17 protein-coding genes are annotated in these 20,788 nt (G+C 43.4%); 10 read left to right on the forward strand and 7 right to left on the reverse strand.

Annotation, left to right across the window (positions count from 1 at the left end; translation table 11 throughout):
- Positions 1 to 886: 886 nt before the first annotated feature.
- The 7 genes from ACQY3F_RS04255 to gatC all read right to left on the reverse strand — a co-directional run bounded on the left by ACQY3F_RS04255 (position 887) and on the right by gatC (position 8,073).
- A complete protein-coding gene (locus ACQY3F_RS04255) occupies positions 887 to 1,606 on the reverse strand; it encodes an IS4 family transposase (RefSeq protein WP_428353743.1) in 720 nt (239 codons plus the stop codon).
- A gap of 35 nt (positions 1,607 to 1,641) precedes the next feature.
- Positions 1,642 to 3,069: an IS4/Tn5 family transposase DNA-binding protein gene (locus ACQY3F_RS04260; protein ID WP_428353744.1), complete on the reverse strand. Its 1,428-nt coding sequence runs from the start codon at positions 3,067 to 3,069 to the stop codon at positions 1,642 to 1,644.
- Positions 3,070 to 3,349: 280 nt separating this feature from the next.
- The gene (locus ACQY3F_RS04265; RefSeq protein WP_428353745.1) at positions 3,350 to 4,048 is read right to left on the reverse strand and encodes a glutathione S-transferase; all 699 of its coding nucleotides are present in this window, start codon (positions 4,046 to 4,048) and stop codon (positions 3,350 to 3,352) included.
- Between the two features lie 399 nt (positions 4,049 to 4,447).
- Entirely contained in the window at positions 4,448 to 4,840 is a 393-nt protein-coding gene (locus tag ACQY3F_RS04270) for a hypothetical protein (protein WP_428353746.1), read from the reverse strand.
- Positions 4,841 to 4,880: 40 nt separating this feature from the next.
- On the reverse strand, positions 4,881 to 6,314 hold the full coding sequence (gene gatB / locus ACQY3F_RS04275) for an Asp-tRNA(Asn)/Glu-tRNA(Gln) amidotransferase subunit GatB (protein WP_428357605.1): 1,434 nt from the start codon (positions 6,312 to 6,314) through the stop codon (positions 4,881 to 4,883).
- A 10-nt stretch (positions 6,315 to 6,324) separates the two neighbouring features.
- Positions 6,325 to 7,776, reverse strand: coding sequence for an Asp-tRNA(Asn)/Glu-tRNA(Gln) amidotransferase subunit GatA (gatA, locus tag ACQY3F_RS04280; protein WP_428353747.1), 1,452 nt, complete (start codon positions 7,774 to 7,776; stop codon positions 6,325 to 6,327).
- Positions 7,777 to 7,785: 9 nt separating this feature from the next.
- Entirely contained in the window at positions 7,786 to 8,073 is a 288-nt protein-coding gene (gene gatC / locus ACQY3F_RS04285) for an Asp-tRNA(Asn)/Glu-tRNA(Gln) amidotransferase subunit GatC (RefSeq protein ID WP_428353748.1), read from the reverse strand.
- Positions 8,074 to 8,243: 170 nt separating this feature from the next.
- Between gatC and ACQY3F_RS04290 the strand changes: the two genes are divergently transcribed.
- The 10 genes from ACQY3F_RS04290 (at position 8,244) to truB (ending at position 20,788) form a co-directional block, all read left to right on the forward strand.
- Positions 8,244 to 9,287, forward strand: coding sequence for a rod shape-determining protein (locus ACQY3F_RS04290; RefSeq protein ID WP_428353749.1), 1,044 nt, complete (start codon positions 8,244 to 8,246; stop codon positions 9,285 to 9,287).
- Positions 9,288 to 9,705: 418 nt separating this feature from the next.
- The gene (mreC, locus tag ACQY3F_RS04295; RefSeq protein WP_428357606.1) at positions 9,706 to 10,578 is read left to right on the forward strand and encodes a rod shape-determining protein MreC; all 873 of its coding nucleotides are present in this window, start codon (positions 9,706 to 9,708) and stop codon (positions 10,576 to 10,578) included.
- A gap of 25 nt (positions 10,579 to 10,603) precedes the next feature.
- On the forward strand, positions 10,604 to 11,044 hold the full coding sequence (gene mreD / locus ACQY3F_RS04300; protein ID WP_428353750.1) for a rod shape-determining protein MreD: 441 nt from the start codon (positions 10,604 to 10,606) through the stop codon (positions 11,042 to 11,044).
- Complete coding sequence (mrdA, locus tag ACQY3F_RS04305; RefSeq protein ID WP_428353751.1) at positions 11,044 to 12,894, forward strand: penicillin-binding protein 2; 1,851 nt, start codon at positions 11,044 to 11,046, stop codon at positions 12,892 to 12,894. The genes mreD and mrdA overlap by 1 nt, the downstream gene beginning before the upstream one ends.
- A 267-nt stretch (positions 12,895 to 13,161) precedes the next feature.
- Positions 13,162 to 14,295: a rod shape-determining protein RodA gene (gene rodA, locus ACQY3F_RS04310; protein ID WP_428353752.1), complete on the forward strand. Its 1,134-nt coding sequence runs from the start codon at positions 13,162 to 13,164 to the stop codon at positions 14,293 to 14,295.
- Between the two features lie 593 nt (positions 14,296 to 14,888).
- Positions 14,889 to 15,350 (forward strand): ribosome maturation factor RimP, encoded by a 462-nt coding sequence (rimP, locus tag ACQY3F_RS04315; protein ID WP_428353753.1) that lies wholly within the window; start codon positions 14,889 to 14,891, stop codon positions 15,348 to 15,350.
- Between the two features lie 10 nt (positions 15,351 to 15,360).
- The gene (gene nusA, locus ACQY3F_RS04320) at positions 15,361 to 16,878 is read left to right on the forward strand and encodes a transcription termination factor NusA (protein WP_428353754.1); all 1,518 of its coding nucleotides are present in this window, start codon (positions 15,361 to 15,363) and stop codon (positions 16,876 to 16,878) included.
- A 2-nt stretch (positions 16,879 to 16,880) separates the two neighbouring features.
- The gene (infB, locus tag ACQY3F_RS04325; protein WP_428353755.1) at positions 16,881 to 19,499 is read left to right on the forward strand and encodes a translation initiation factor IF-2; all 2,619 of its coding nucleotides are present in this window, start codon (positions 16,881 to 16,883) and stop codon (positions 19,497 to 19,499) included.
- Positions 19,499 to 19,876, forward strand: a complete 378-nt coding sequence (gene rbfA / locus ACQY3F_RS04330; RefSeq protein WP_428353756.1) for a 30S ribosome-binding factor RbfA — start codon at positions 19,499 to 19,501, stop codon at positions 19,874 to 19,876. The genes infB and rbfA overlap by 1 nt, the downstream gene beginning before the upstream one ends.
- A gap of 3 nt (positions 19,877 to 19,879) precedes the next feature.
- A complete protein-coding gene (truB, locus tag ACQY3F_RS04335) occupies positions 19,880 to 20,788 on the forward strand; it encodes a tRNA pseudouridine(55) synthase TruB (protein ID WP_428353757.1) in 909 nt (302 codons plus the stop codon).

Here is a 20,788-nt window from a genome sequence, read left to right on the forward strand (position 1 = left end):
TCAGCAAACATTACTTCGGAAAATCCATTTCTTTGTTACATGATTTTTGCGCAGAATGATATTGTCAGGTTTTTGATACGAATAATTCTATTATTCTATGGTTAATTGGATTTGAAGCCAAGAGAAAATAGAAAACTAAAAAAGGGGGCAATATTCCTGAAAACTAAACCTAGTTAAAATGTTAAGCGATAGGTTCGTGCTTCCAGTTATGGCTAAATAATTTAATTAGCCCTGCCGCGACACAGATACCTAGAATATTTACACCAAGATCATTTAGACTTGCAACTCGCCCTATGGCATGCCTAATGTATACATAAAACTACCTGAATACCCATGACTCTCAGCCATTCTCCGTCATTCCTGCAAGCTACCCAGTCAAGCGTGGGCACAAGCTTTAGCAGGAATCTCATGGGTTTAGTACAGATTCCCGATAAAAAACTTCGGGAATGACGAGGTTTTTAACATGCTGATTTTCTAGGTTTATTCTACTGTAGCTGAGAGTTGTACGTAATCAGCTAAAACTAAGATGTTTCTGATTGCGTATAACAAATATTAAATTTCTTTGTAGCTTATTGTCCTAGAAAAAACAGTTGGGCGCGGAATTATAGTGCAAGATATTGAATTAATATCATACTTTCAAAAAACCTTAGATTAACCCGTAGGTTAATCGGGCATTTTTTGGAAGTGCTGTGGAATCAAGAGCGTGTGCTAGAACTGCCTATTACCCATAAATCATGACACACAATATCACCCGCCTTCCAGTAGCAAGAACCCGGCACACAAAAGCTGCAAAGCTGCGTACCCTCGCCACATGATTTGATGACCGGGCGGGGGATCTTTTTTCCGCCCCAGATGTCCTCCAATTCTTGCTACCAATTGTACAGCTTCACCTAGTAACAAAGGGGGGTTTAATCTTTTTTTTTGCGTAGGCGTGCAGGGTACGCAAGTCAACATCAGAAAATAATATTTCAGCAGGAAGCTCAGGCGTTTCTCTACCCAGAAGCGTCATGAGCATGATCCGCCAGGCGATAACCAGATTGATACCAATCGCCCGACGCAACCGCTCAGCCGTTTCATGAGCAAGATCGTCAATTTTACAGCCTGATTTTAGCACACGATGCCAGTCTTCAATTCGCCAGCGCAACGTATACCAACGCAAACACTTTTCAATGTCCTTTGCGGATTCAATTTTAATCGTTGTCAGTAAAAACCACTCGACGGCCTTTGTGCCTTGAGGCGGGTTTTCTTCTAGCGCATGGATAAGCTGTATTTCAACCGGCTCTTTGTCATGATAATAGCTGGGAGCAGGGAGTTGTATGGCTAAGTGACGCAATGCCAGTTCTGCCCGCCTTCCTGGTCTTGCTGCTTTGGCTTTTTGCTTGCTTTTTTTAGGCCGGGCACTTTGCTGGGGAACATTGACGCTAACTCGACTTTGTACTCTGGTTTCACGAATGGCTGCGAACAGCTTGAAGGGGGATTCATTAATATTACGGTCGTGCTGAGCACGAATAAGCAGTTCAACACAGGGATTTTTTCTTTGTTCATCAAACAATTCAAAAAAATCAGCTTCCCGGTCACAGACATTAATCAGTTGTGTTTGCGGCATGGTTGCCGCTAATTCAACCAGGTCACGGTGGTGCTCTATCCAGACAAAGGTCTTTTTTCTTCAATCGGTATTTTTGATGGTTTACGTTTGTCATCGGGCAATCGGGGGTGCGGAGCAATACACTGTGCTTTTAGGACGCCCAATGGCAAGCCATTGGGCGCAATGGCGAAGCTTGAGTGTAAAGTCAGTCCTTTGGTTTTTGCACCGGTCTGGTTGGCTTTCAACTCTCCTAAGCCACTGCATTTATCCAGGTTTGTGTAGTTGAGTTCACTGCCATCTTGCAGGCATAGCACCGTTTTTTGCCCCATCATCCGTCGCGCTGTCCGTTCGCGGTGAGGTTGCAAGATATTTTCCAGATTAACGGCTGAGCCTTCTGGCTGGTCAATCATGCGATAGTAGGCCTTGGTGGCGGGCCAGTCACCTTCAACTGTCCCTGAGAAGGCACTGCCAGGATTCTGGGCTTTAGCATCAGCGACGTTGACGAGCCTTTTACTTAATCGTTTATCGCCCAGTGGCGCACCGCCAAATTCATGTTCGGCCCATTGCTCAGCATCCAGTCCTTCACTGATAGTCAGTGCGCCCAGACCTGCATTGGCTGATAATCCCAGCTGTTTCCTGAAAGAGGTATCGAGTGGGTACATATAAATCGTTTTTTGACTTAATGTCGAGTCATTATGCCGGTCCTGGCGTCCCCGCCCTTTGGTTTTTCCGATGGCCAACCAGTTTGAAGCCTTATAGCAGGTGCCCGAATAGTGCTCGGTATCAACAAAGCTTTCAATGAGCAAGGGTGAGTATCCATACTGCCGGTTAAAATCTTTTGCTATCGTTGCCATGCTCATGCCTAGTACTTTCGATGCCAGGTTTTTGCAGTTGACACTGGGACGGATCAAAAAACGACTCATCCCGACGATCATATGGAGCTGTGCTTGATGCTCTTCTTGATTCCAGCCTATCCATTGATCGCGGGCGGATAATTGCAAAGCCGGCGCGGCATACCCAATCCCTCCTAACCAGCCATGCTCGGAACGAATCAGGTAGCGCATTTGCCTGCCCACCAATATTGCTGCTTTCAGGTAGTGTTCTGTAAGCATCAGTTCATTCCAGGTTCGCATCTGATCTGCCTCTTGTACTAGTACCAATTCAAGCGCTGCAATGTGCCTGACTTCATCGGGTACATCAACAGGATGTGGTACGGAGTCCGTTAAACGGCGGGGTGATTTTGTGCCCGTTTTGTGTTGCACCCTGGGTAGCTCAAAATGCCCCGATGATTCTAGAGCACGGAGTGCTTTCAGGCAGCCACTGGTTTGCATTTTCCCGCGTGCATCGTGAAATTCAAAGTGTGTACAGACTTGTTTGGCTAAATCGCTTCTATGTGCAACTCCCTTGCCTTCCAGTAATTGTTTGATGTATTCTATATTGCTTGATAAGGAGAGTGTTCGTTTGATTTGGTTTTGTTTATTCATGCCTTATAGCATGCAATAATTATTCTTGATTGTCCAGCTGTAATTTATGGGTAATAGGCAGTGCTAGAAACCGTGAGCAACTGATTTTTCTAGGATTAAGGCGCTTGCGTAATATGGATATTCGTGGCACCTATTTCCCGCATTCCGTAACAATGTGCAGGCTGCGCATCAATGATATGTAAATATTATTAGAGTGACTGCTGGTGTGTAATCAACAAATGTTTTGATAAATTTATAGATGTCGTTATTAACCATGATTGACGCTATATATGGTTGATAGTTACTGAGCTGGTCGGGTGGTTTTGATCAGTTTAGTAGAGCAATTATTACCAAGTATTATTGATTTTGTAGACTCAGTCCAGGGCGGATATTTTTCCATAACACTGGTAAATAACTCAGATTGCAGGAAATATTCTAACCAGATTTGTAGTTTAGGGTAGGGTGACTGGGAAAACCAGCTCCTATCGACAAAGGCAAATTGACGGATAAAGGGGAAAATGCCTATATCTGCCAGAGTAATGTTGTCTCCCATTAAAAAAAGGTGCTCGCTTAACTTTTTTTCTAGTAATCCTAAAAACTGTTCCCCTTGACTGCGATAATATTCAGCAGTTTGTTCGGGATAGCGATCTGCATATTTATATTTGTCTAGCCAGTTCTTAAAGCTGTAGTCATTTTCATTCAACAAGTAATTTATTTCAGTCGATCCACTTTTTGTGCACCAGTGATCTGGGTCGTTTAGGTTAATTGCCCATAACATAATATCTCGACTTTCATCTATGATCGTTCCATCTGTAAGCGTCAGTACAGGCACGGTTCCTTTAGACGAGCATTGGAATAATTCCCGGGGTTTGTTTTTTAATTCGACCTCGCGCAAATAGACACTGATGCCACTATATTTCAGAGCCATTCGCACACGCATTGCATAGGGACAGCGACGAAAGGAATAAAGTATGGGGTAGCTTGAGGCTGGTTTTTGCAAGTTGTCGGTTATTTAGTAGAGGGTTATCATTAAGATAAGCCTGTTTGAGATTGCGAGAAATATTCTCTGAGGCTTTTGCAGGGAGTTAGCTCGCAGGAATATGCACGGAAAAAATTAGTCTACCTGGAATTGGGATCTTTAGTCCCGCATGGAAACCGCATGATTAAAGATCCCGATTCCATTACTTGTTTTAGAATTTATTTCGTGGGTGATCCTTAAGGAATGTGCACGAAATAACTTAAGCAACTGGTTGATCTTTTTATCTGTCTTATGCGTTGTAGAAACTGTTGCGTAGCTGGCTGTGCGCCTGTTTTTACGTCCCCGTATCAAGCACGGGGCAGGCTTTGAATACGAATAAAAATCCTGCGCCAGATGCTCAACTTATTCCGTGCGCGTTCCTTAGCTATGATCCAGTTGTTGACTTTCGGGTTTAAAAAGCTCTGCGAGAAAATCAATATGGTTTGCTAGTTGTGGTGGGGCTGGGATCCTCCATGCTTTGTTTGCTACGCGAGACAGTAGGTTATCCAGCCATACCCGATTTGATTTAGCGTGTTGAATAAGCATATGGTAATTGCCATTGTCCTTAGTGATAGCAAAATCTTCTAACCAGACATCAATCGTTTCTGATTCGCCAACTAATTGTATTTGTACATAAGATTTGCGTGTATCAATGTCAAAGCTAAAAGCAGTTAATGCTGCAATGTCTTTAAGAATTATATTGGCGACCCACATAATTAATCTATTCGGGGTTAGTTTTATTGCTACTTTTGCTAAACTTGTTTTAAAACTCATTTTGATAACCTATTGTTGAGATAGAAAAAACTGTTATTGATTAACGCTTTAGTTTGTCTTTAAGAATTTTGTTAACCTCGCCTGGGTTTGCTTTGCCTTGCGAAGCTTTCATGGTTTGTCCAACAAAGAAACCGAACACTTTATCCTTTCCGCTAAGGTATTGCTCAACCTGAGCAGGATTGTCGGCGATGATTTTATCGATAATCGCTTCAATGGCTCCGCTGTCAGTAATTTGTTTTAACCCCTGTGCTTCAATAATATTATCGGCACTGTCTTCACTGCTCAACATGGCTTCAAATACCTGTTTGGCGATTTTGCCTGAGATTGTATTGTCTGCAATGCGTTTTAATAAGCCTGCCAGGCGCTGATAGCTTACGGGGGACTGATTGATATTCAGGCATTGTTTATTAAGCGCCGCTATTAAGTCTCCGGTTACCCAGTTGCTACAAATTTTTGCATCACAGCCTGATTCTTTAACTAAGGATTCAAAATAATTTGCCAGTTCTTTTGAACTGGATAATATGCCAGCCGTCTCAAGGTCCAATTGATAGTCCGCTATAAAGCGTGCTCTTTTAAGTTCCGGTAATTCGGGTAGCTCGGCTTTTACCTCAGCAAGCAGTGCTTCGCTGATAAACACGGGCAGTAAGTCAGGGTCTGGGAAGTAGCGATAGTCATTGGCTTCTTCCTTGCTACGCATGGAACGGGTTTCATTTTTATCTGCATCATACAACCGTGTTTCCTGTGTAATTCTGCCACCCGCTTCAATAATGTCGATCTGTCGTTCGACTTCGATGTTGATCGCTTTTTCTACAAATTTGAATGAATTGATATTTTTTAATTCAGTACGTGTGCCATATTCTTCCTGGCCTATGGGGCGCACTGAAACATTGGCATCACAACGAAATGAACCTTCCTGCATATTGCCATCACAAATATCTAGGTATTGCACCAGTTGGTGAACTTTACGCATATAAGCGACGGCTTCTTTGGCAGAGCGCATATCCGGTTCTGACACGATTTCTAGTAAAGGTGTACCGGCACGGTTTAGGTCGATGCCTGTTAGGCCTTGAAAATTCTCGTGTAATGATTTTCCTGCATCTTCTTCTAAATGCGCGCGAGTAACACCCACGCGTTTAGTGTGACCATCCACTTCTATATTCATATGACCGATACCTACGATCGGGTCATCCATCTGGCTGATTTGATAGCCTTTGGGTAGATCGGGGTAGAAGTAATTTTTTCTGGCGAAGACAGAATAATTAGCGATTTCGGCTTCGATTGCCAGGCCAAATTTAACGGCCATACGTACCACTTCCTGATTTAACACAGGTAATACGCCCGGTAGGCCTATGTCTACAGCGCAGGCTTGCGTATTGGGTTCAGCGCCATACGCGGTAGATGCACCTGAAAATATTTTTGTTTTTGTTGCCAGTTGGGCGTGAATTTCCAGCCCGATAACGGTTTCCCATTGCATATGTGATTCCTTACTCAAAGCCTTTTGGAGTTTGTTGGTGCCAGTCGGTGACTTGCTGATATTGGTGTGCCACATTAAGCAGCTTTGCTTCGGCAAAGTAATTGCCAATGATCTGCAGTCCGACGGGTTTATTATTGATAAAACCTGCTGGGATAGACATCGCAGGCAATCCAGCCAGGTTAATAGCGATGGTATAGATATCCGCTAAATACATTTCGATAGGGTCACTGGTTTTTTCACCAATACCAAATGCCGGGGTAGGGGTGACTGGTCCCATAATGACGTCAACGTGTTCCAGCGCTTTATTAAAATCATCGCTGATTAGGCGGCGAATTTTCTGCGCCTTAATATAATAGGCATCATAGTAGCCTTCGGATAATGCATAGGTGCCCATCAAGATTCGGCGTTTAACTTCTGTACCAAAGCCTTCGCCTCTGGAGCGAATATATAAATCGTTCAAATCAGCTGGATTAGCACAGCGATGGCCAAAGCGCACTCCATCCATACGGGACAGGTTGGCTGAGCATTCAGCTGGGGCAATAACGTAATATGCCGGGATTGCTAATTTTAAATTAGGCATGGAAACGTCGACAACTTCCGCGCCCAGTTTTTTATATTCATTAATTGCAGCTTCTATGGCTGATGCCATTTCGCTGTTGAGTGCAGCATCAAAAAATTCTTTGGGCAATCCAATTTTTAAGCCTGCTAGGCTACTGTTTAACCCAGCACTATAATTAGGCACTTCGCGATCTAAGCTAGTTGAGTCCTTAGGATCAAATCCGGCCATAGCTTGTAGCATAAGTGCTGCATCCTCTGCTGTCTGCGTCATAGGGCCGCCCTGGTCCAGGCTGGATGCGTAGGCAACCATGCCGTAACGGGATACGCGGCCATAAGTGGGCTTTAAACCGGTGATACCACACAGAGCCGCCGGCTGACGTATAGAGCCACCGGTGTCGGTTCCTGTTGCTCCAGGGATTAAACGTGCAGCAACTGCAGCAGCAGAGCCGCCCGATGAACCTCCAGGTACGGTATTTTCTGCCCAGGGATTGTGTACGCTACCGTAAAAACTGGTTTCATTAGACGAGCCCATGGCGAATTCGTCCATATTTAATTTACCCAGTGATACTGTGCCAGCGGCATTGAGTTTATCCACGACCGTTGCGTTATACGGTGCAATAAAATTATCCAGCATTTTAGAACCACAACTGGTTTTAATGCCTTGAGTACAAAAAATATCTTTATGGGCAATAGGGATGCCTGTTAGCAAGGGCGCATCCCCTTTGGCGAGAGCTGAGTCTGCCAGCTTTGCAGCAGCTAGTGCCTCTGTTTCTGTAATACTAATAAAGCTATTAAGGTTCTGGTGTTGCTTGATGCGATCAAGAAAAGACTGGGTCAATTCTACGCTGGAATAGTCACCGGTCTGTAGCCCTTTAGCGAGCTGTACAATGGTTTTAGTGTGCATGTAATTTCCTTATTCGATGACTTTAGGCACCAGATACAGACCCGCTTCAACTTGCGGGGCAATATTCTGAAAGGTATCGCGATGATTGCTTTCAGTAACTTGATCTGTGCGCAAGCGTTGTGCCTGATCAAGAGGGTGTGCCATAGGTGCAACGTTATCGGTATCGATAGTACTCATCTGGGCAACTAAATCTAATATACCCGATAAATCGCTGGCATAGGACTCGGTGTCCTGGGTATCAATTCCCAGGCGTGCTAAATAGGCGATTTTATTAACATCATCAGCTGTTAACGACATTTTTACTCCACTAAACTATAGGTTCTCAACTCGTTTTCTCGCCTGGTGACTAGCCCGTAATGTGGACTGAATACTAGCGAATAACGCAATATGATACTTTATATCTTGCCCAAATACCTCATTGATTGTTAAAGTAACAAGATTTTCTATGTGTTCAGGAACAGGAATTAATGTTTAATAAAATACGTGGCATGTTTTCTAATGACCTATCGATTGATTTAGGCACTGCTAATACACTTATTTATATACCAGGACAAGGTATTGTCCTAAATGAGCCCTCTGTCGTTGCCATTAAAGAAGATCGGGTTCGCGGTTCCAAAATGATTGCAGCAGTCGGCGCTGATGCAAAATTAATGATAGGTCGTACGCCGGGTAACATTACTGCTATTCGTCCTTTAAAGGATGGTGTGATTGCCGATTTTGCGGTAACCGAGCGTATGTTGCGCGAGTTTATCAAAAAAGTGCATGAGAACAAGTTTTTTCGTCCTAGTCCACGTATTCTGATTTGTGTGCCTTGTGGCTCAACTCAAGTGGAGCGACGTGCGATTAGAGAGTCTGCTGCAATGGTGGGTGCACGTGAGGTTTATTTAATAGAAGAGCCGATGTCAGCAGCGATTGGTGCGGGATTACCGGTGGATGAAGCACATGGCTCGATGGTGCTGGATATAGGCGGTGGTACCTCGGAAGTGGCAATTATATCGCTAAATGGTATTGTGTATTCTGCTTCGGTAAGAATAGGCGGAGACCGTTTTGATGAAGCTATTATCAATTATGTACGCAGAAATTACGGTACTTTAATTGGTGAAGCGACTGCGGAAAGAATCAAGCATGAAATTGGAACTGCTTATCCGGGTAGTGAAATTATGGAAATTGAGGTAAAAGGGCGCAACCTTGCTGAGGGTGTGCCGCGTGGTTTTACGCTTAATAGCAACGAAATTTTAGAAGCCTTGCAAGAACCTTTGTCAGGTATCGTCGGTGCGGTTAAGGTTGCGCTAGAACAAACTCCCCCTGAATTAGGTGCTGATGTTGCTACGCGCGGTATCGTATTAACAGGCGGGGGAGCGTTGTTAAAAGATATTGATCGTTTGATATCAGAAGAAACGGGTTTGCCAGTTTATATCGCAGATGATCCTTTGACCTGTGTTGCAAGAGGTGGTGGTATGGTTCTGGAAATACTGGATGAAAAGGGCCTGTCTGCATTTTCTTTAGAATAGCTTTTTGTAGGGTGTGTTCCACGCACTATTCGCTGGTTGTGCTTAGAACGCACCTTACATTTGCGCAATGTTTGATGAGTTCATTGCTTAGGTAACGCGCAATAAATAACCCACCCATATTGCGTAGGATTTTTGTTTGTCTTCAAGGCGTAGAAATAGGCGCATAGCTAGCTACGTAACTATTTCTACAACGCAGAAGACGGACAAAAAGACCAGCAAGGTGGATGGGTTATTTATTGCGAGTTGCCTTAGGAGTGAGGATTTTATGAAATCCAAAATTCATAGGTCTAGTTTCGGGTATTATTGATTTCTCGTTCCTTAACCCCGAGATTCCTGTAAAAGGAGAGCAATGGGTCATCAGCTAAAGATTTGATGCTAAAATGAGATTGCTCTTACTATATAAACAGGATAAACGACTATAAAACTTTTATTTGCTACTGGCCCGTCGATTAATACGCGTTTACTTATCGTGGTTCTATTGTCTATTGCCCTGCTTACTGTGGATCACAAAAGTGATACTTTAAAGCCTTTGCGTGATTTTTTCTCGGTGTTTTTGTATCCGATTCAATATGTCGTTGGCCTGCCTAATAGCCTTTTTGTTGACACCATCGGTTCATTAAAAGGCTATAAAGAGTTGTTCAGTGAGAATAAAGACCTAAAAAGGCAGCATCTTATTAATAATGCAAAATTATTAAAGTTTGCTGACTTAGAAAGAGAAAATATACGTTTGCGATCACTGTTGGATAGTTCATTTAAACTGGGTGAGCAAGTGCTGGTGGCAGAGTTAATATCCGTTAACCTTGCACCATACGAACATGTCGTGGTGGTTAATAAAGGCAATCGCTTTGGAATCTCTAAGGGGCAGGCGGTTTTAGATGAAAATGGTATTGTTGGTCAGGTTGCTAAAGCCCTGCCTTTGAGTTCAGAAATTATTTTAATCACCGATCCGAACCATGCGATCCCGGTTCAGGTAAATCGCAACGGTTTACATACTATTGCCATTGGTAGTGGCCAGTTAAATCAATTGAACTTACCTTTTCTGCCTAATAATGCGGATATTGTGCCTGGAGATTTATTAATTACTTCAGGGTTGGGCGGGGTGTTTCCGCAAGGTTACCCGGTGGCAGTAGTGAGTTCTTTCGTTGAACAGCCAGACAAACCCTTTGCTATTATTCAAGCGGAGCCGAGTGCGGCTTTAAATACTAGCAGAGAGTTGCTAATCGTGTGGAGTAATGATCAAGTGATTCCTCTAAGCAAGCAAATGGTTGTTGAAGAAAATGGTACAGAGTAGGCACGCGACATTATTGGGTTATTGGTTGACTATCATTGTTGCCATGGCTTTAACTATTATTCCCTGGGCTACGCCCACGCTAAACCTAATGCCGGACTGGGTCTTGCTGGTATTGATATACTGGTCTCTGGCCACTCCTGAAGCGGCAGGTGTCGGCAAAGCCTGGTTTGTTGGTTTACTGGTTGATGTGCTGACCGGGCAATTACTTGGGCAATACGCGCTTGCTTATGCTGCAAGTATTTACCTGAGTATTAAGCAACATAAACGCATCAGGCATAATCCTATCATTCAACAAAGCTTATTTGTTTGTCTGATTTTATTAGTTGCCCAGATTATTATTTTTTGGCTGGAGCGCATAAATGGTCTGGCCATGCCGCCGCAATTCTGGTTGCCAGTTCTAACAGGTGGATTAATCTGGCCGCTTATTATCATGCTGATGCGTAACCTACGCTTTTATTCTTACTAATGCGTCGACACCAGGCAATTAAAGATAGTTTTTTAGAGAACCGAATTTTTCTGAGTAGAACGGTTATTCTATTTATAGTGATGCTATTTTTAATAGCAGGATTGATTTCTCGGTTGATTTACTTGCAAGTGGCAGGGCATAGTCGGTATCACGGGATGGCGACTAATAACCGGATAAAAGTCACTTCTGTGCCCCCTACGCGTGGAATTATTTATGATAAGCAGGGGCGGATTCTTGCTGAAAATCTGCCTTCTTATAGCCTGGAGATTATTCCTGAACAAGTCGCTGATGTAGACGATACACTGCACCGACTACAAGTAGCGCTGGCTATTTCTGAGGAGAAAATAGCGGCCTTTAAAAAACACAGGAAGCGCTATAAGCGCTTCGATAGCATTCCCTTGTTGATGCAATTGAGTAATACTGATGTTGCCAAATTTGCAGTGTTAAGACATACCTTTCCAGGTGTTGATATACATGCTCGTTTGAACCGCCATTATCCTTATGCTGATTTAACCGCGCACGTGGTCGGCTACGTCGGGCGGATTAATGAGCAAGAACTAAAGATATTGCCCGAAGCAGAATATCGCTCTATACATACTATTGGTAAGGTTGGTGTGGAACGTGCCTATGAAGATGTTTTGCGCGGACATGCAGGTTATTCTGAAATTGAAACCAATGCTCAGGGCAAGCCCATTAATGAACTGGGTAAAATAAAACCCATTCCCGGGGCTGATGTCTATCTGACATTAGATGTTGATTTGCAAAAAGTCGCTTACGATGCTTTGGCTGAATATAATGGTGCTGTTGTTGCGATAGATGTTGAAACGGGCGGTGTTTTAGTGCAAGTGAGTAAAGCCAGTTTTGATCCAAATTTATTCGTTTCAGGCATTAGCTACGCTGATTATAAAGCACTCAATTCATCTAACAACAAACCTTTGTTTGACCGTGTTTTACGTGGTCAATACCCCCCTGGTTCAACCTTAAAGCCTTTTATCGGATTGGCGGGTCTGGAGCATAAAGTGACGCATATGCATCAGACTTTATTTTGCCCCGGTTATTATCAATTACCCAATAAATCTCATAAATATAGGGACTGGAAGAAGTGGGGGCACGGTAAAGTTAATTTGGATATTGCTATTACGCAGTCATGTGATGTGTATTTTTATGATATGTCACTGGCTTTAGGGATCGACAAGTTATCCAGTTTTTTACATAAATTTGGTTTTGGTCAGAAAACAGAGATCGATTTAAAAGGCGAGAAGGCCGGCTTATTGCCATCAAGAGAGTGGAAGCGTATTAACCGACAGCAGGCCTGGTTTCCAGGGGAAACTTTGATTACCGGGATCGGGCAGGGGTTTACTCAGGTTACGCCTATGCAATTAGCAAGGGCAACGGCGACTCTGGCTAGTCAAGGGCAGATTGTGACGCCTTATTTAGCCGAACGTATTATTGATGGAGACAGGGAAGTGACCGTCAAGCGTTCTGCGCAAAAGAGTATCGAACTTAAGCCATCTAATGTACAGAACATCATCGCTGCTATGGTTCATGTTGTTCATTCTCCACGAGGAACAGCGAAGCGAATAGCAAAAGGCATAGACTACCAGATAGCAGGTAAAACCGGTACAGCGCAAGTGTATACCGTGAAGCAAGACGAGGAATATAATGAAGATGAAATTGCCTTTAATATGCGTGATCATGCTTTGTTTATTGCTTTTGCCCCTGCCAATAATCCTAAAATTGCAGTTGCAGTGATAGCCGAGCACGGTAGTCATGGAAGTTCGGTCGCAGCACCGATTGCTGCCGCTGTGATTAAGCAATATCTGGCAAATAAAAGTGAGCCTGTTGAATAAGATTAGAAAATAAGTTCTAGTCCAGAAAATCGTGCAATATCAGCGCGCTAAAGCATCGCCCTACAATGATCCTGAAAACCGCAGTTGAACACGGATTTTGTGAATAAATCTGAGCATGAAATGCTGTGTTACAGATCAGTCCAGGGGCTACCGCCATTGCCTGCGAGCGGTATCTTGTCTCTCGCACTCAGATTGTCCACAAAATCCGTGTTCAACTACGGTTTCTAGGATGATGTGTATTTGGCGAATCAATCGAGAAAATGACTAATGAAGGTAGAACATAGAGCAGAGCAATTTAAGGAGCATTCTTTAATTGGTCGTTTGTTACGCAAGTTACATATTGATATACCGCTACTTATCGGATTGCTGCTACTACTCATATTAAGCTTTATGATGCTGTATAGCGCGGGCAATAAGGAGTTGGCGCTACTTATTCGTCAGTCGGCGCGGATGGGGATTGCGGGTGTGTTAATGATTGTTTTAGCGCATGTAGATCCGCGCCAGTTCCAGCGTTTTTCCATTTTGCTTTACAGTCTTGGCGTAATATTGTTAGTCGCTGTTTTGCTGTTTGGCGATGTTGGGAAAGGTGCGCAGCGTTGGTTAGACTTGGGTGTATTTCGCTTCCAGCCTTCAGAAATGATTAAAATAACGACACCCATGATGATTGCCTGGTATCTATCGGGGCATGAAATCCCCCCCAAATGGCGGCATATTTTTATAGCCACTGTTTTTATTTTAATCCCTACGGTATTAATTATACGCCAGCCTGATTTAGGCACTTCTTTGTTAGTGGCAAGTTCAGGCGTTTCAGTGCTTTATTTTGCCGGTCTGTCCTGGCGTTTTTTATTAGTCAGTGCTTTTAGCCTGGCGGCACTTGCTCCGGTATATTGGCAGTTTTTTATGCGCGGATATCAAAAGGATCGGGTGCTTACCTTCCTGGATCCTGAAATGGACCCTATGGGCAAGGGCTACCATATTATCCAGTCGAAGATAGCGATTGGCTCGGGCGGCGTGTATGGCAAAGGCTGGCAGGGAAATACTCAGTCGCAATTAGACTTTTTACCCGAAAGCTCGACCGATTTTATTTTTGCTGTCTTTGCCGAAGAATTTGGTCTGTTAGGTTGCCTTGGCTTGCTGGCAGTCTATATCTTTATTATTGCACGGGGCTTTTATATTGCGGTGCAGGCCCAAGACACTTATGGCAGATTACTTGCGGGTAGCTTGGTATGTACTTTTTTTGTCTATGCCTTTGTCAATATTGGTATGGTTATCGGCATTTTACCAGTCGTTGGAATTCCTTTGCCTTTGATAAGTTATGGGGGCACATCCATGGTGACCTTGTTTGCTGGGTTTGGTATTTTAATGTCTATTCATACTCATAAGAGTATTTTACCGGGTTGATCGGTTTTGTTGTTTTTTTATAATATACTTCGCGTGGTTACGGGTGCGGATTTCTGGCGGCTGAGTTTTTGCCGATAGCTACGTTGCTGAAATCGTTATGTAGCCAGCTATGCGCCTGTTTCAGCGTCCCCGCATCAAGTACGGGGCAGGCTTTGCTATTGACAAAAATAAGCTCACTATATTCTCCGCATCCGTACGAAGTATAGTAAATATGTGTCGTTGAAGTGTAATTGGCTTTATATTGGGTGCAATTTTATTAAAGAAGATTGGAAGCCTCTTTTCTTGCAATGTGCAAGGATGATAGACAATAAAAGATGTGAGTAAAAGTCGACTATATTTCCTGATCGAGCACAAACTAAGTATTGCAATAATTTAGATTCAAATATATAATACTCAGTCTTAGTAGTTCGATGTGTGTTTTAAGTTATTTGGCAAATACCAATAACTTCAGGATTGTATTTTAGAGTACTTTCCTTGGTGTACAAGCCCCATTATTGGGGTTTTTCTGTTTCTAGGCGGTAGAAAGCAGTGATTAAGATTGTGTGGAAGGGGCTTTAGCCTCTTTTTTTATGTGTGCAAGAAAGTGAGACGTAATGAAACAGGCTCCTGAACATTTACTTGAATTAATTGAACCCGTGGTCGAAGGGCTGGGTTATGAATGCGTGGGGGTTGAATATAACTCTCATCCTAAACATGGGTTTTTGCGTATTTTTATTGATGCCGAGCAAGGAGTTGGCATGGAGGACTGCACTAGAGTCAGCCATCAAGTGAGCGGCGTTCTGGATGTAGAAGACCCTATAGCTGGGGAGTATAATTTAGAAGTTTCATCGCCTGGCATGGAGAGGCCACTATTTAAGTTAAAGCAGTTTGAACAATTTATAGGTCACACGGCCGAGGTGAATTTATTTAAGCCTGTCGGCGGTAGACGAAAAATAACAGGGTTGATCGAAAAGGTTGTAGATAATGATGTTTATTTGCAGCAGGATGGTCAGGTTTATAAAGTTCCATTTCAAGCGATGTCAAAAGCACGGCTTGAGCCAGACTATTCAATATAAGGAGGTCTAGATGGCAGATAAAGATGTTTTATTGGTTGTAGATGTTTTTTCTAACGAAAAAGATATAGAAAAAGAAATTATTTTTCAGGCAATCGAGTCCGCACTGGAAAGTGCAACCATATCGCGTTTTGAATTTCCTATTAAAGCACGTGTTTCTATAGATCGTATTACCGGTACAAATACGACTTACCGGCGTTGGGAAGTGATTGAGGAAAGTGAAGAATTTCCCGGGGGTATAGAGTTCCCGACGACACAAATTGCATTGCAAGTAGCGCAAATTGATGAGCCTGAAATAGAAGTAGGTGATTTCGTCGAAGATGAAATCGAGCCAGCCGAATTTGGACGTATTTCTGCGCAGACAGCCAAGCAAGTAATCATTCATAAAGTGCGTGAAGCGGAGCGTAAAAAAGTCGCTGATGCCTATATAGACAAGGTTGGAGAATTGGTTACTGGCGTAATCAAGCGTATTGAAAAGGGCAGTGTGTATATGGATCTGGGCGGTAATGCCGATGCGTATATTCCACGTGAACATATGATTCCTAGAGAGTCTGTTAGAGTGGGTGACCGGATACGCGGCTATTTGAAAGAGGTGCGTACTGAAGTTCGTGGCCCGCAGTTATTTGTCAGTCGTACTGCTCCGGAATTATTACTCGCTTTATTTCGTCTGGAAGTGCCTGAAGTAGGTGAAGAACTTATCAATGTATTAGGTGCGGCACGCGACCCGGGCTCCAGAGCAAAAGTTGCAGTGCGCAGTAATGATCCTCGTATTGATCCAGTTGGCGCATGTGTGGGTATGCGCGGCTCAAGAGTTCAAACGATATCCAATGAATTAAATGGAGAGCGTATTGATGTCATTTTATGGAATGAAAATGATGCACAGTTTGTTATTAATGCCATGTCTCCTGCTGAGATTGAGTCTATCGTCGTTGATGAAGATAAACATACTATGGATGTAGCGGTCTCATCGGACAGCTTATCGCAGGCAATAGGGCGTGGCGGACAAAATGTGCGCCTGGCAACCGAGTTAACCGGCTGGGAACTGAATGTTCGCGATGCCGAAGAAGTTAACAAAGATTCTGAAGAAGTGCTACATAAGTTAGTTGATGAATTTACCGAGCAGTTGAATGTCGATAAAGATATAGCAACAGTACTGGTTGAGGTTGGCTTTAACTCAGTTGAAGAAATTGCTTATGTGCCGAGTAGCGAAATGCTGGAAATTGATGGCTTTGATGCGGAGTTAGTGGAAACGCTAAGGTCACGTGCGAAAGATTTTCTGCTTATTAATGCGATTGCTTCTGAAGAAAAAATTGAAACAGCAGAACCCGCAGCCGATTTATTGGCTATGGAAGGCATGTCAGATGAGTTGGCAGCCGAATTAGCAAGCAAAGGCATTATTACGATGGATGATTTAGCTGAACAAGCGGTAGATGATTTGCTTGAATTTGCAGATGTGGACGAAGCAACCGCAGGTAAATTAATTATGAAAGCGCGCGAACCTTGGTTTGCTAACGAAAACAGCGAGGGTTAAAGATGAGTGATAAAACAGTACAAGAGTTAGCTGGAATAGTTGGTATACCGCTAGAGCGCTTATTAGAGCAAATGAAGGAGGCGGGCATTTCTGCGCATACTGCTGAAGACAGGATTAGCGAAGATGAAAAAATGGCCCTATTAGGGCATTTACGTAAGCGTCATGGCAAAGATGAACAAACGGAAGTTAGTTCTGCGAAGAAAGTCACCTTGAAACGCCGCACCATAACCTCACTGAAACAAGGAACAGTTTCTGGAAAAGATACTAAAACGATTAATATTCAGGTGAATAAGCAAAAGACCTATGTTAAACGTGAAGATGCTATGTCAGATGCAGAGCGTGAAGAATTAGAGCGCGTTAGAAAAGATCTAGAAGAGCGTGCTCAAAAACAGGAAGTTGAAGAACAGTTACATAGAGATAAAGCCGCGAGAGAAAAAGCTGAATTAGAAGCGAAGCAAGCTGCTGTTAGGAAGCTTGAAGAAGATGCGCGAGCCGAGCGGGCAAAGAAAGAAAAAGAAACTGAGGCCGAGCGTCAGCAGAAAGAAAAAGCACAACGTCTGGAAGCTTCAGTTGAGCGTAATGCTGAAAAAGTAAGGAAGCAGGCGGCCGCTAAAAAAATGGCGGCTGAAAAGAAAACGGCAGGTGGGGCTGCGAGAAAACCAGTGGCGAAAAAACCTGCAGGTGGGGCTAAACCAGCTGGCAAAGGAGCAACAGTACATAGACGCGCTGACAAGCCAGCCGGTGGTGCTAAACCATCTTATGGCAAAAAAGGGCGTAAAAAAGGTGGGCGTAACAAAAATGAAAAACAGTTTGTTGTTGATCCTAATGCCAAACATACTTTCGAAATGCCTACTGAAATTGCAGCGAAAGATATTAGTATTCCGGAAAATATTATAGTTTCTGAATTAGCGCTGAAAATGAGTATTAAAGCGGCTGAGGTGATTAAGCACTTGATGAAACTTGGCATTATGTCAACAATTAATCAAAGTATCGATCAGGAAACAGCGGTTATTTTAGTCGAAGAAATGGGCCATAACCCGGTCATGGTTAGTGAAGAAGATCATGAAACAGATATGCTCGCGGAACATACTGAGGCTGATGATCGTGAAGAATTTGCAAGAGCGCCAATTGTCACGATTATGGGGCATGTTGATCACGGTAAAACTTCATTATTAGATTATATCCGTAAAACTCGCGTTGCTTCAGGTGAGGCGGGTGGAATTACCCAACATATTGGTGCTTATCAGGTAAAAACAGACCATGGCTCAGTTACTTTCCTTGATACACCAGGACATGCTGCCTTTACTGCCATGCGTGCACGTGGTGCCGATGTTACTGATGTCGTTATTGTGGTTGTTGCTGCTGATGATGGCGTGATGCCGCAAACCAAGGAAGCTGTGGAACATGCACGTGCAGCGGGTGTGCCGATGATTGTTGCAATGAACAAAATGGATAAGCCTGAAGCCAACCCTGATAAAGTCATGCAGGAACTTTCTGCGATTGAGGTTGTGCCGGAAGAATGGGGCGGCGATGTACAATTTATTAAAGTATCTGCTAAAACCGGAGAAGGGGTTAATGAATTAATTGAATCGCTTATACTGCAATCTGAAATTCTTGAATTAAAATCGCCTAATGTTGGTACGGCATCTGGTCTGGTGATTGAGTCAAGACTTGATAAGGGGCGCGGTGCTGTAGCAACCGTTATGGTTCAGAAAGGGACGTTGGAGCAAGGCCAGGTCGTTTTATGTGGACATGAATATGGACGTGTTCGAGCCATGTTCGATGAAGGTGGGGGGGTTGTTAAGGTTGCAGGGCCTTCTACTCCGGTAGAAATACTTGGACTATCTGGTACGCCAAATGCGGGTGATGATTTTGTTGTTGTAACCAATGAACGCGCCGCAAGAGATTTGGCTGAGCATAGAGAAGACAAAAGCAAATTAAGACATAATGCTGCTCAGCAGGCATCAAAACTGGAAGAAGTTTTTTCTAAAATGGCGGCTGGTGAAACGTCTAACTTAAACATCATTATTAAGACGGATGTTCAGGGTAGTCTGGAAGCATTACGTGAGTCACTGAATAAACTTTCAACTGATGAAGTCTCAGTTAAGGTCGTGTATGGCGGAGTGGGTGGTATCAATGAAGGGGATGCTAACCTCGCATTAGCTTCCGGTGCGGTATTAATGGGTTTTAACGTGCGTGCCGATGCGACTGCGAGAAAGCTGATTCTGGAAAAAGGAATTGATTTGCATTATTACAGTGTTATTTATGATGCTATTGATGAAGTGAAGAAATCTCTGAGTGGTATGTTGTCGCCGGAAATCAGAGAGAAAATCGTGGGTTTGGCAGAAGTACGCGATGTCTTTCGCTCACCCAAATTTGGTTCGATTGCTGGTTGTATGGTTATTGATGGCTTTGTTAAACGTAATTTACCGATTCGTGTATTACGTGAGAACGTGGTGATTTACGAAGGTCAATTAGAATCATTGCGTCGTTTTAAAGAGGATGCCAACGAAGTTAAAATGGGCATGGAATGTGGTATCGGGGTGAAAAATTACAACGATGTTAAAGTCGGTGATCAGATAGAAGTATTTGAGCGCTTTGAAGTACAGCGTGAATTATAATGGCCAGAGAGTTTAAGCGTAGTGCGCGAGTCGCCTCACAAATGCAAAAAGAATTAGCGGTCATTTTGCAGCAGGGTATTAAAGATCCGCGCATCGGTTTTATTACGGTCAATGAAGTAGAATTGAGTAAAGATCTGACTGCTGCAAAAATATATATCACTGCGTTGGGTGCGGATCAACAGGGCCAAAAAGATAATATTAAATGGCTTAATGAAGCTGCACCTCATATACGTTCAGAAATGGGTAAACGTATGCGTCTTAGAAGTGTGCCTTATATAAAATTTTATTATGATGACTCATTTGAAAAAGGCATGCGCGTCTCAGAATTATTAGTTGAACCCAAGTCTTCAACCGATATTGCTGAGGATGATGATTAAGCTATGCCAAGACGTAAAAAAGGCCTTGATATTCATGGTATTGTCTTGCTAGACAAACGTCAGGGCATTAGTTCGAATAAGGCGCTGCAAGAAGTGAAGCGCCTTTATAATGCCAATAAGGCAGGGCATACCGGTAGCCTAGATCCGTTGGCAACAGGTTTACTGCCCATTTGTCTGGGTGAAGCAACCAAAGTATCCGCCTTTATGCTGGCCGATGATAAGCGCTATCAAACGGTTATTCAGTTAGGCGTGATGACCGATACGGGTGATGTCGATGGTACGGTATTGGAAGTAAAGCAGGTTCCAGAAATAACCGAGCAGCAACTTGCCTCTTGTCTGGCCTCGTTTGTCGGAGAAATCGAACAGATTCCACCGATGTATTCTGCATTGAAGTTGAATGGCAAAAAGCTCTACGAATTAGCACGTGAGGGTATTACGGTAGAACGCAAGCCAAGAGCCATTAGTATTTATGCGATTCAATGTCTTAGTTATGCGGATGGCTTGTTAACACTGGATGTGCAGTGTTCAAAAGGCACCTATATTAGAACCCTGGCTGAAGATATCGGTCATGCTCTGGGCTGTGGTGGGACCGTTAAAGAATTACGTCGTACTGCGGCCGGAATGTTCAAACTAGACAATGCATTGACTATTGAACAGCTACAAGAAATCCAGTCAGATGCTGATCTGCAAGCATTGTTGATCTCGGTTGATCAGCCCTTGCAGGCGATTCCGGCGATTAATATAACGCAAGCGGATGCTAATCTGGTGTTGCAAGGCCAGCAAATATCAGTGCCTAATGACAACTCTGCAGAAGGACTGCGACGCTTATATCATGAACAACGATTTTTAGGCTTGGGAGAAATGTTAATGAATGCTAAAATACAGCCTAGAAAATTATTCAATTTAAATTAA

The organism is Methyloprofundus sp., assembly GCF_965251085.1.
Taxonomy (GTDB): domain Bacteria; phylum Pseudomonadota; class Gammaproteobacteria; order Methylococcales; family Methylomonadaceae; genus Methyloprofundus.

Bases quoted from the DNA above. Each gene is read 5' to 3' on its own strand.
- ACQY3F_RS04255 (WP_428353743.1), bottom strand. From the start codon at position 1,606: ATGCCGCAAACACAACTGATTAATGTCTGTGACCGGGAAGCTGATTTT.
- ACQY3F_RS04260 (WP_428353744.1), bottom strand. From the start codon at position 3,069: ATGAATAAACAAAACCAAATCAAACGAACACTCTCCTTATCAAGCAAT.
- ACQY3F_RS04270 (WP_428353746.1), bottom strand. From the start codon at position 4,840: ATGAGTTTTAAAACAAGTTTAGCAAAAGTAGCAATAAAACTAACCCCG.
- gatB (WP_428357605.1), bottom strand. From the start codon at position 6,314: ATGCAATGGGAAACCGTTATCGGGCTGGAAATTCACGCCCAACTGGCA.
- gatA (WP_428353747.1), bottom strand. From the start codon at position 7,776: ATGCACACTAAAACCATTGTACAGCTCGCTAAAGGGCTACAGACCGGT.
- gatC (WP_428353748.1), bottom strand. From the start codon at position 8,073: ATGTCGTTAACAGCTGATGATGTTAATAAAATCGCCTATTTAGCACGC.
- ACQY3F_RS04290 (WP_428353749.1), top strand. From the start codon at position 8,244: ATGTTTAATAAAATACGTGGCATGTTTTCTAATGACCTATCGATTGAT.
- mrdA (WP_428353751.1), top strand. From the start codon at position 11,044: ATGCGTCGACACCAGGCAATTAAAGATAGTTTTTTAGAGAACCGAATT.
- rodA (WP_428353752.1), top strand. From the start codon at position 13,162: ATGAAGGTAGAACATAGAGCAGAGCAATTTAAGGAGCATTCTTTAATT.
- rimP (WP_428353753.1), top strand. From the start codon at position 14,889: ATGAAACAGGCTCCTGAACATTTACTTGAATTAATTGAACCCGTGGTC.
- nusA (WP_428353754.1), top strand. From the start codon at position 15,361: ATGGCAGATAAAGATGTTTTATTGGTTGTAGATGTTTTTTCTAACGAA.
- infB (WP_428353755.1), top strand. From the start codon at position 16,881: ATGAGTGATAAAACAGTACAAGAGTTAGCTGGAATAGTTGGTATACCG.
- rbfA (WP_428353756.1), top strand. From the start codon at position 19,499: ATGGCCAGAGAGTTTAAGCGTAGTGCGCGAGTCGCCTCACAAATGCAA.
- truB (WP_428353757.1), top strand. From the start codon at position 19,880: ATGCCAAGACGTAAAAAAGGCCTTGATATTCATGGTATTGTCTTGCTA.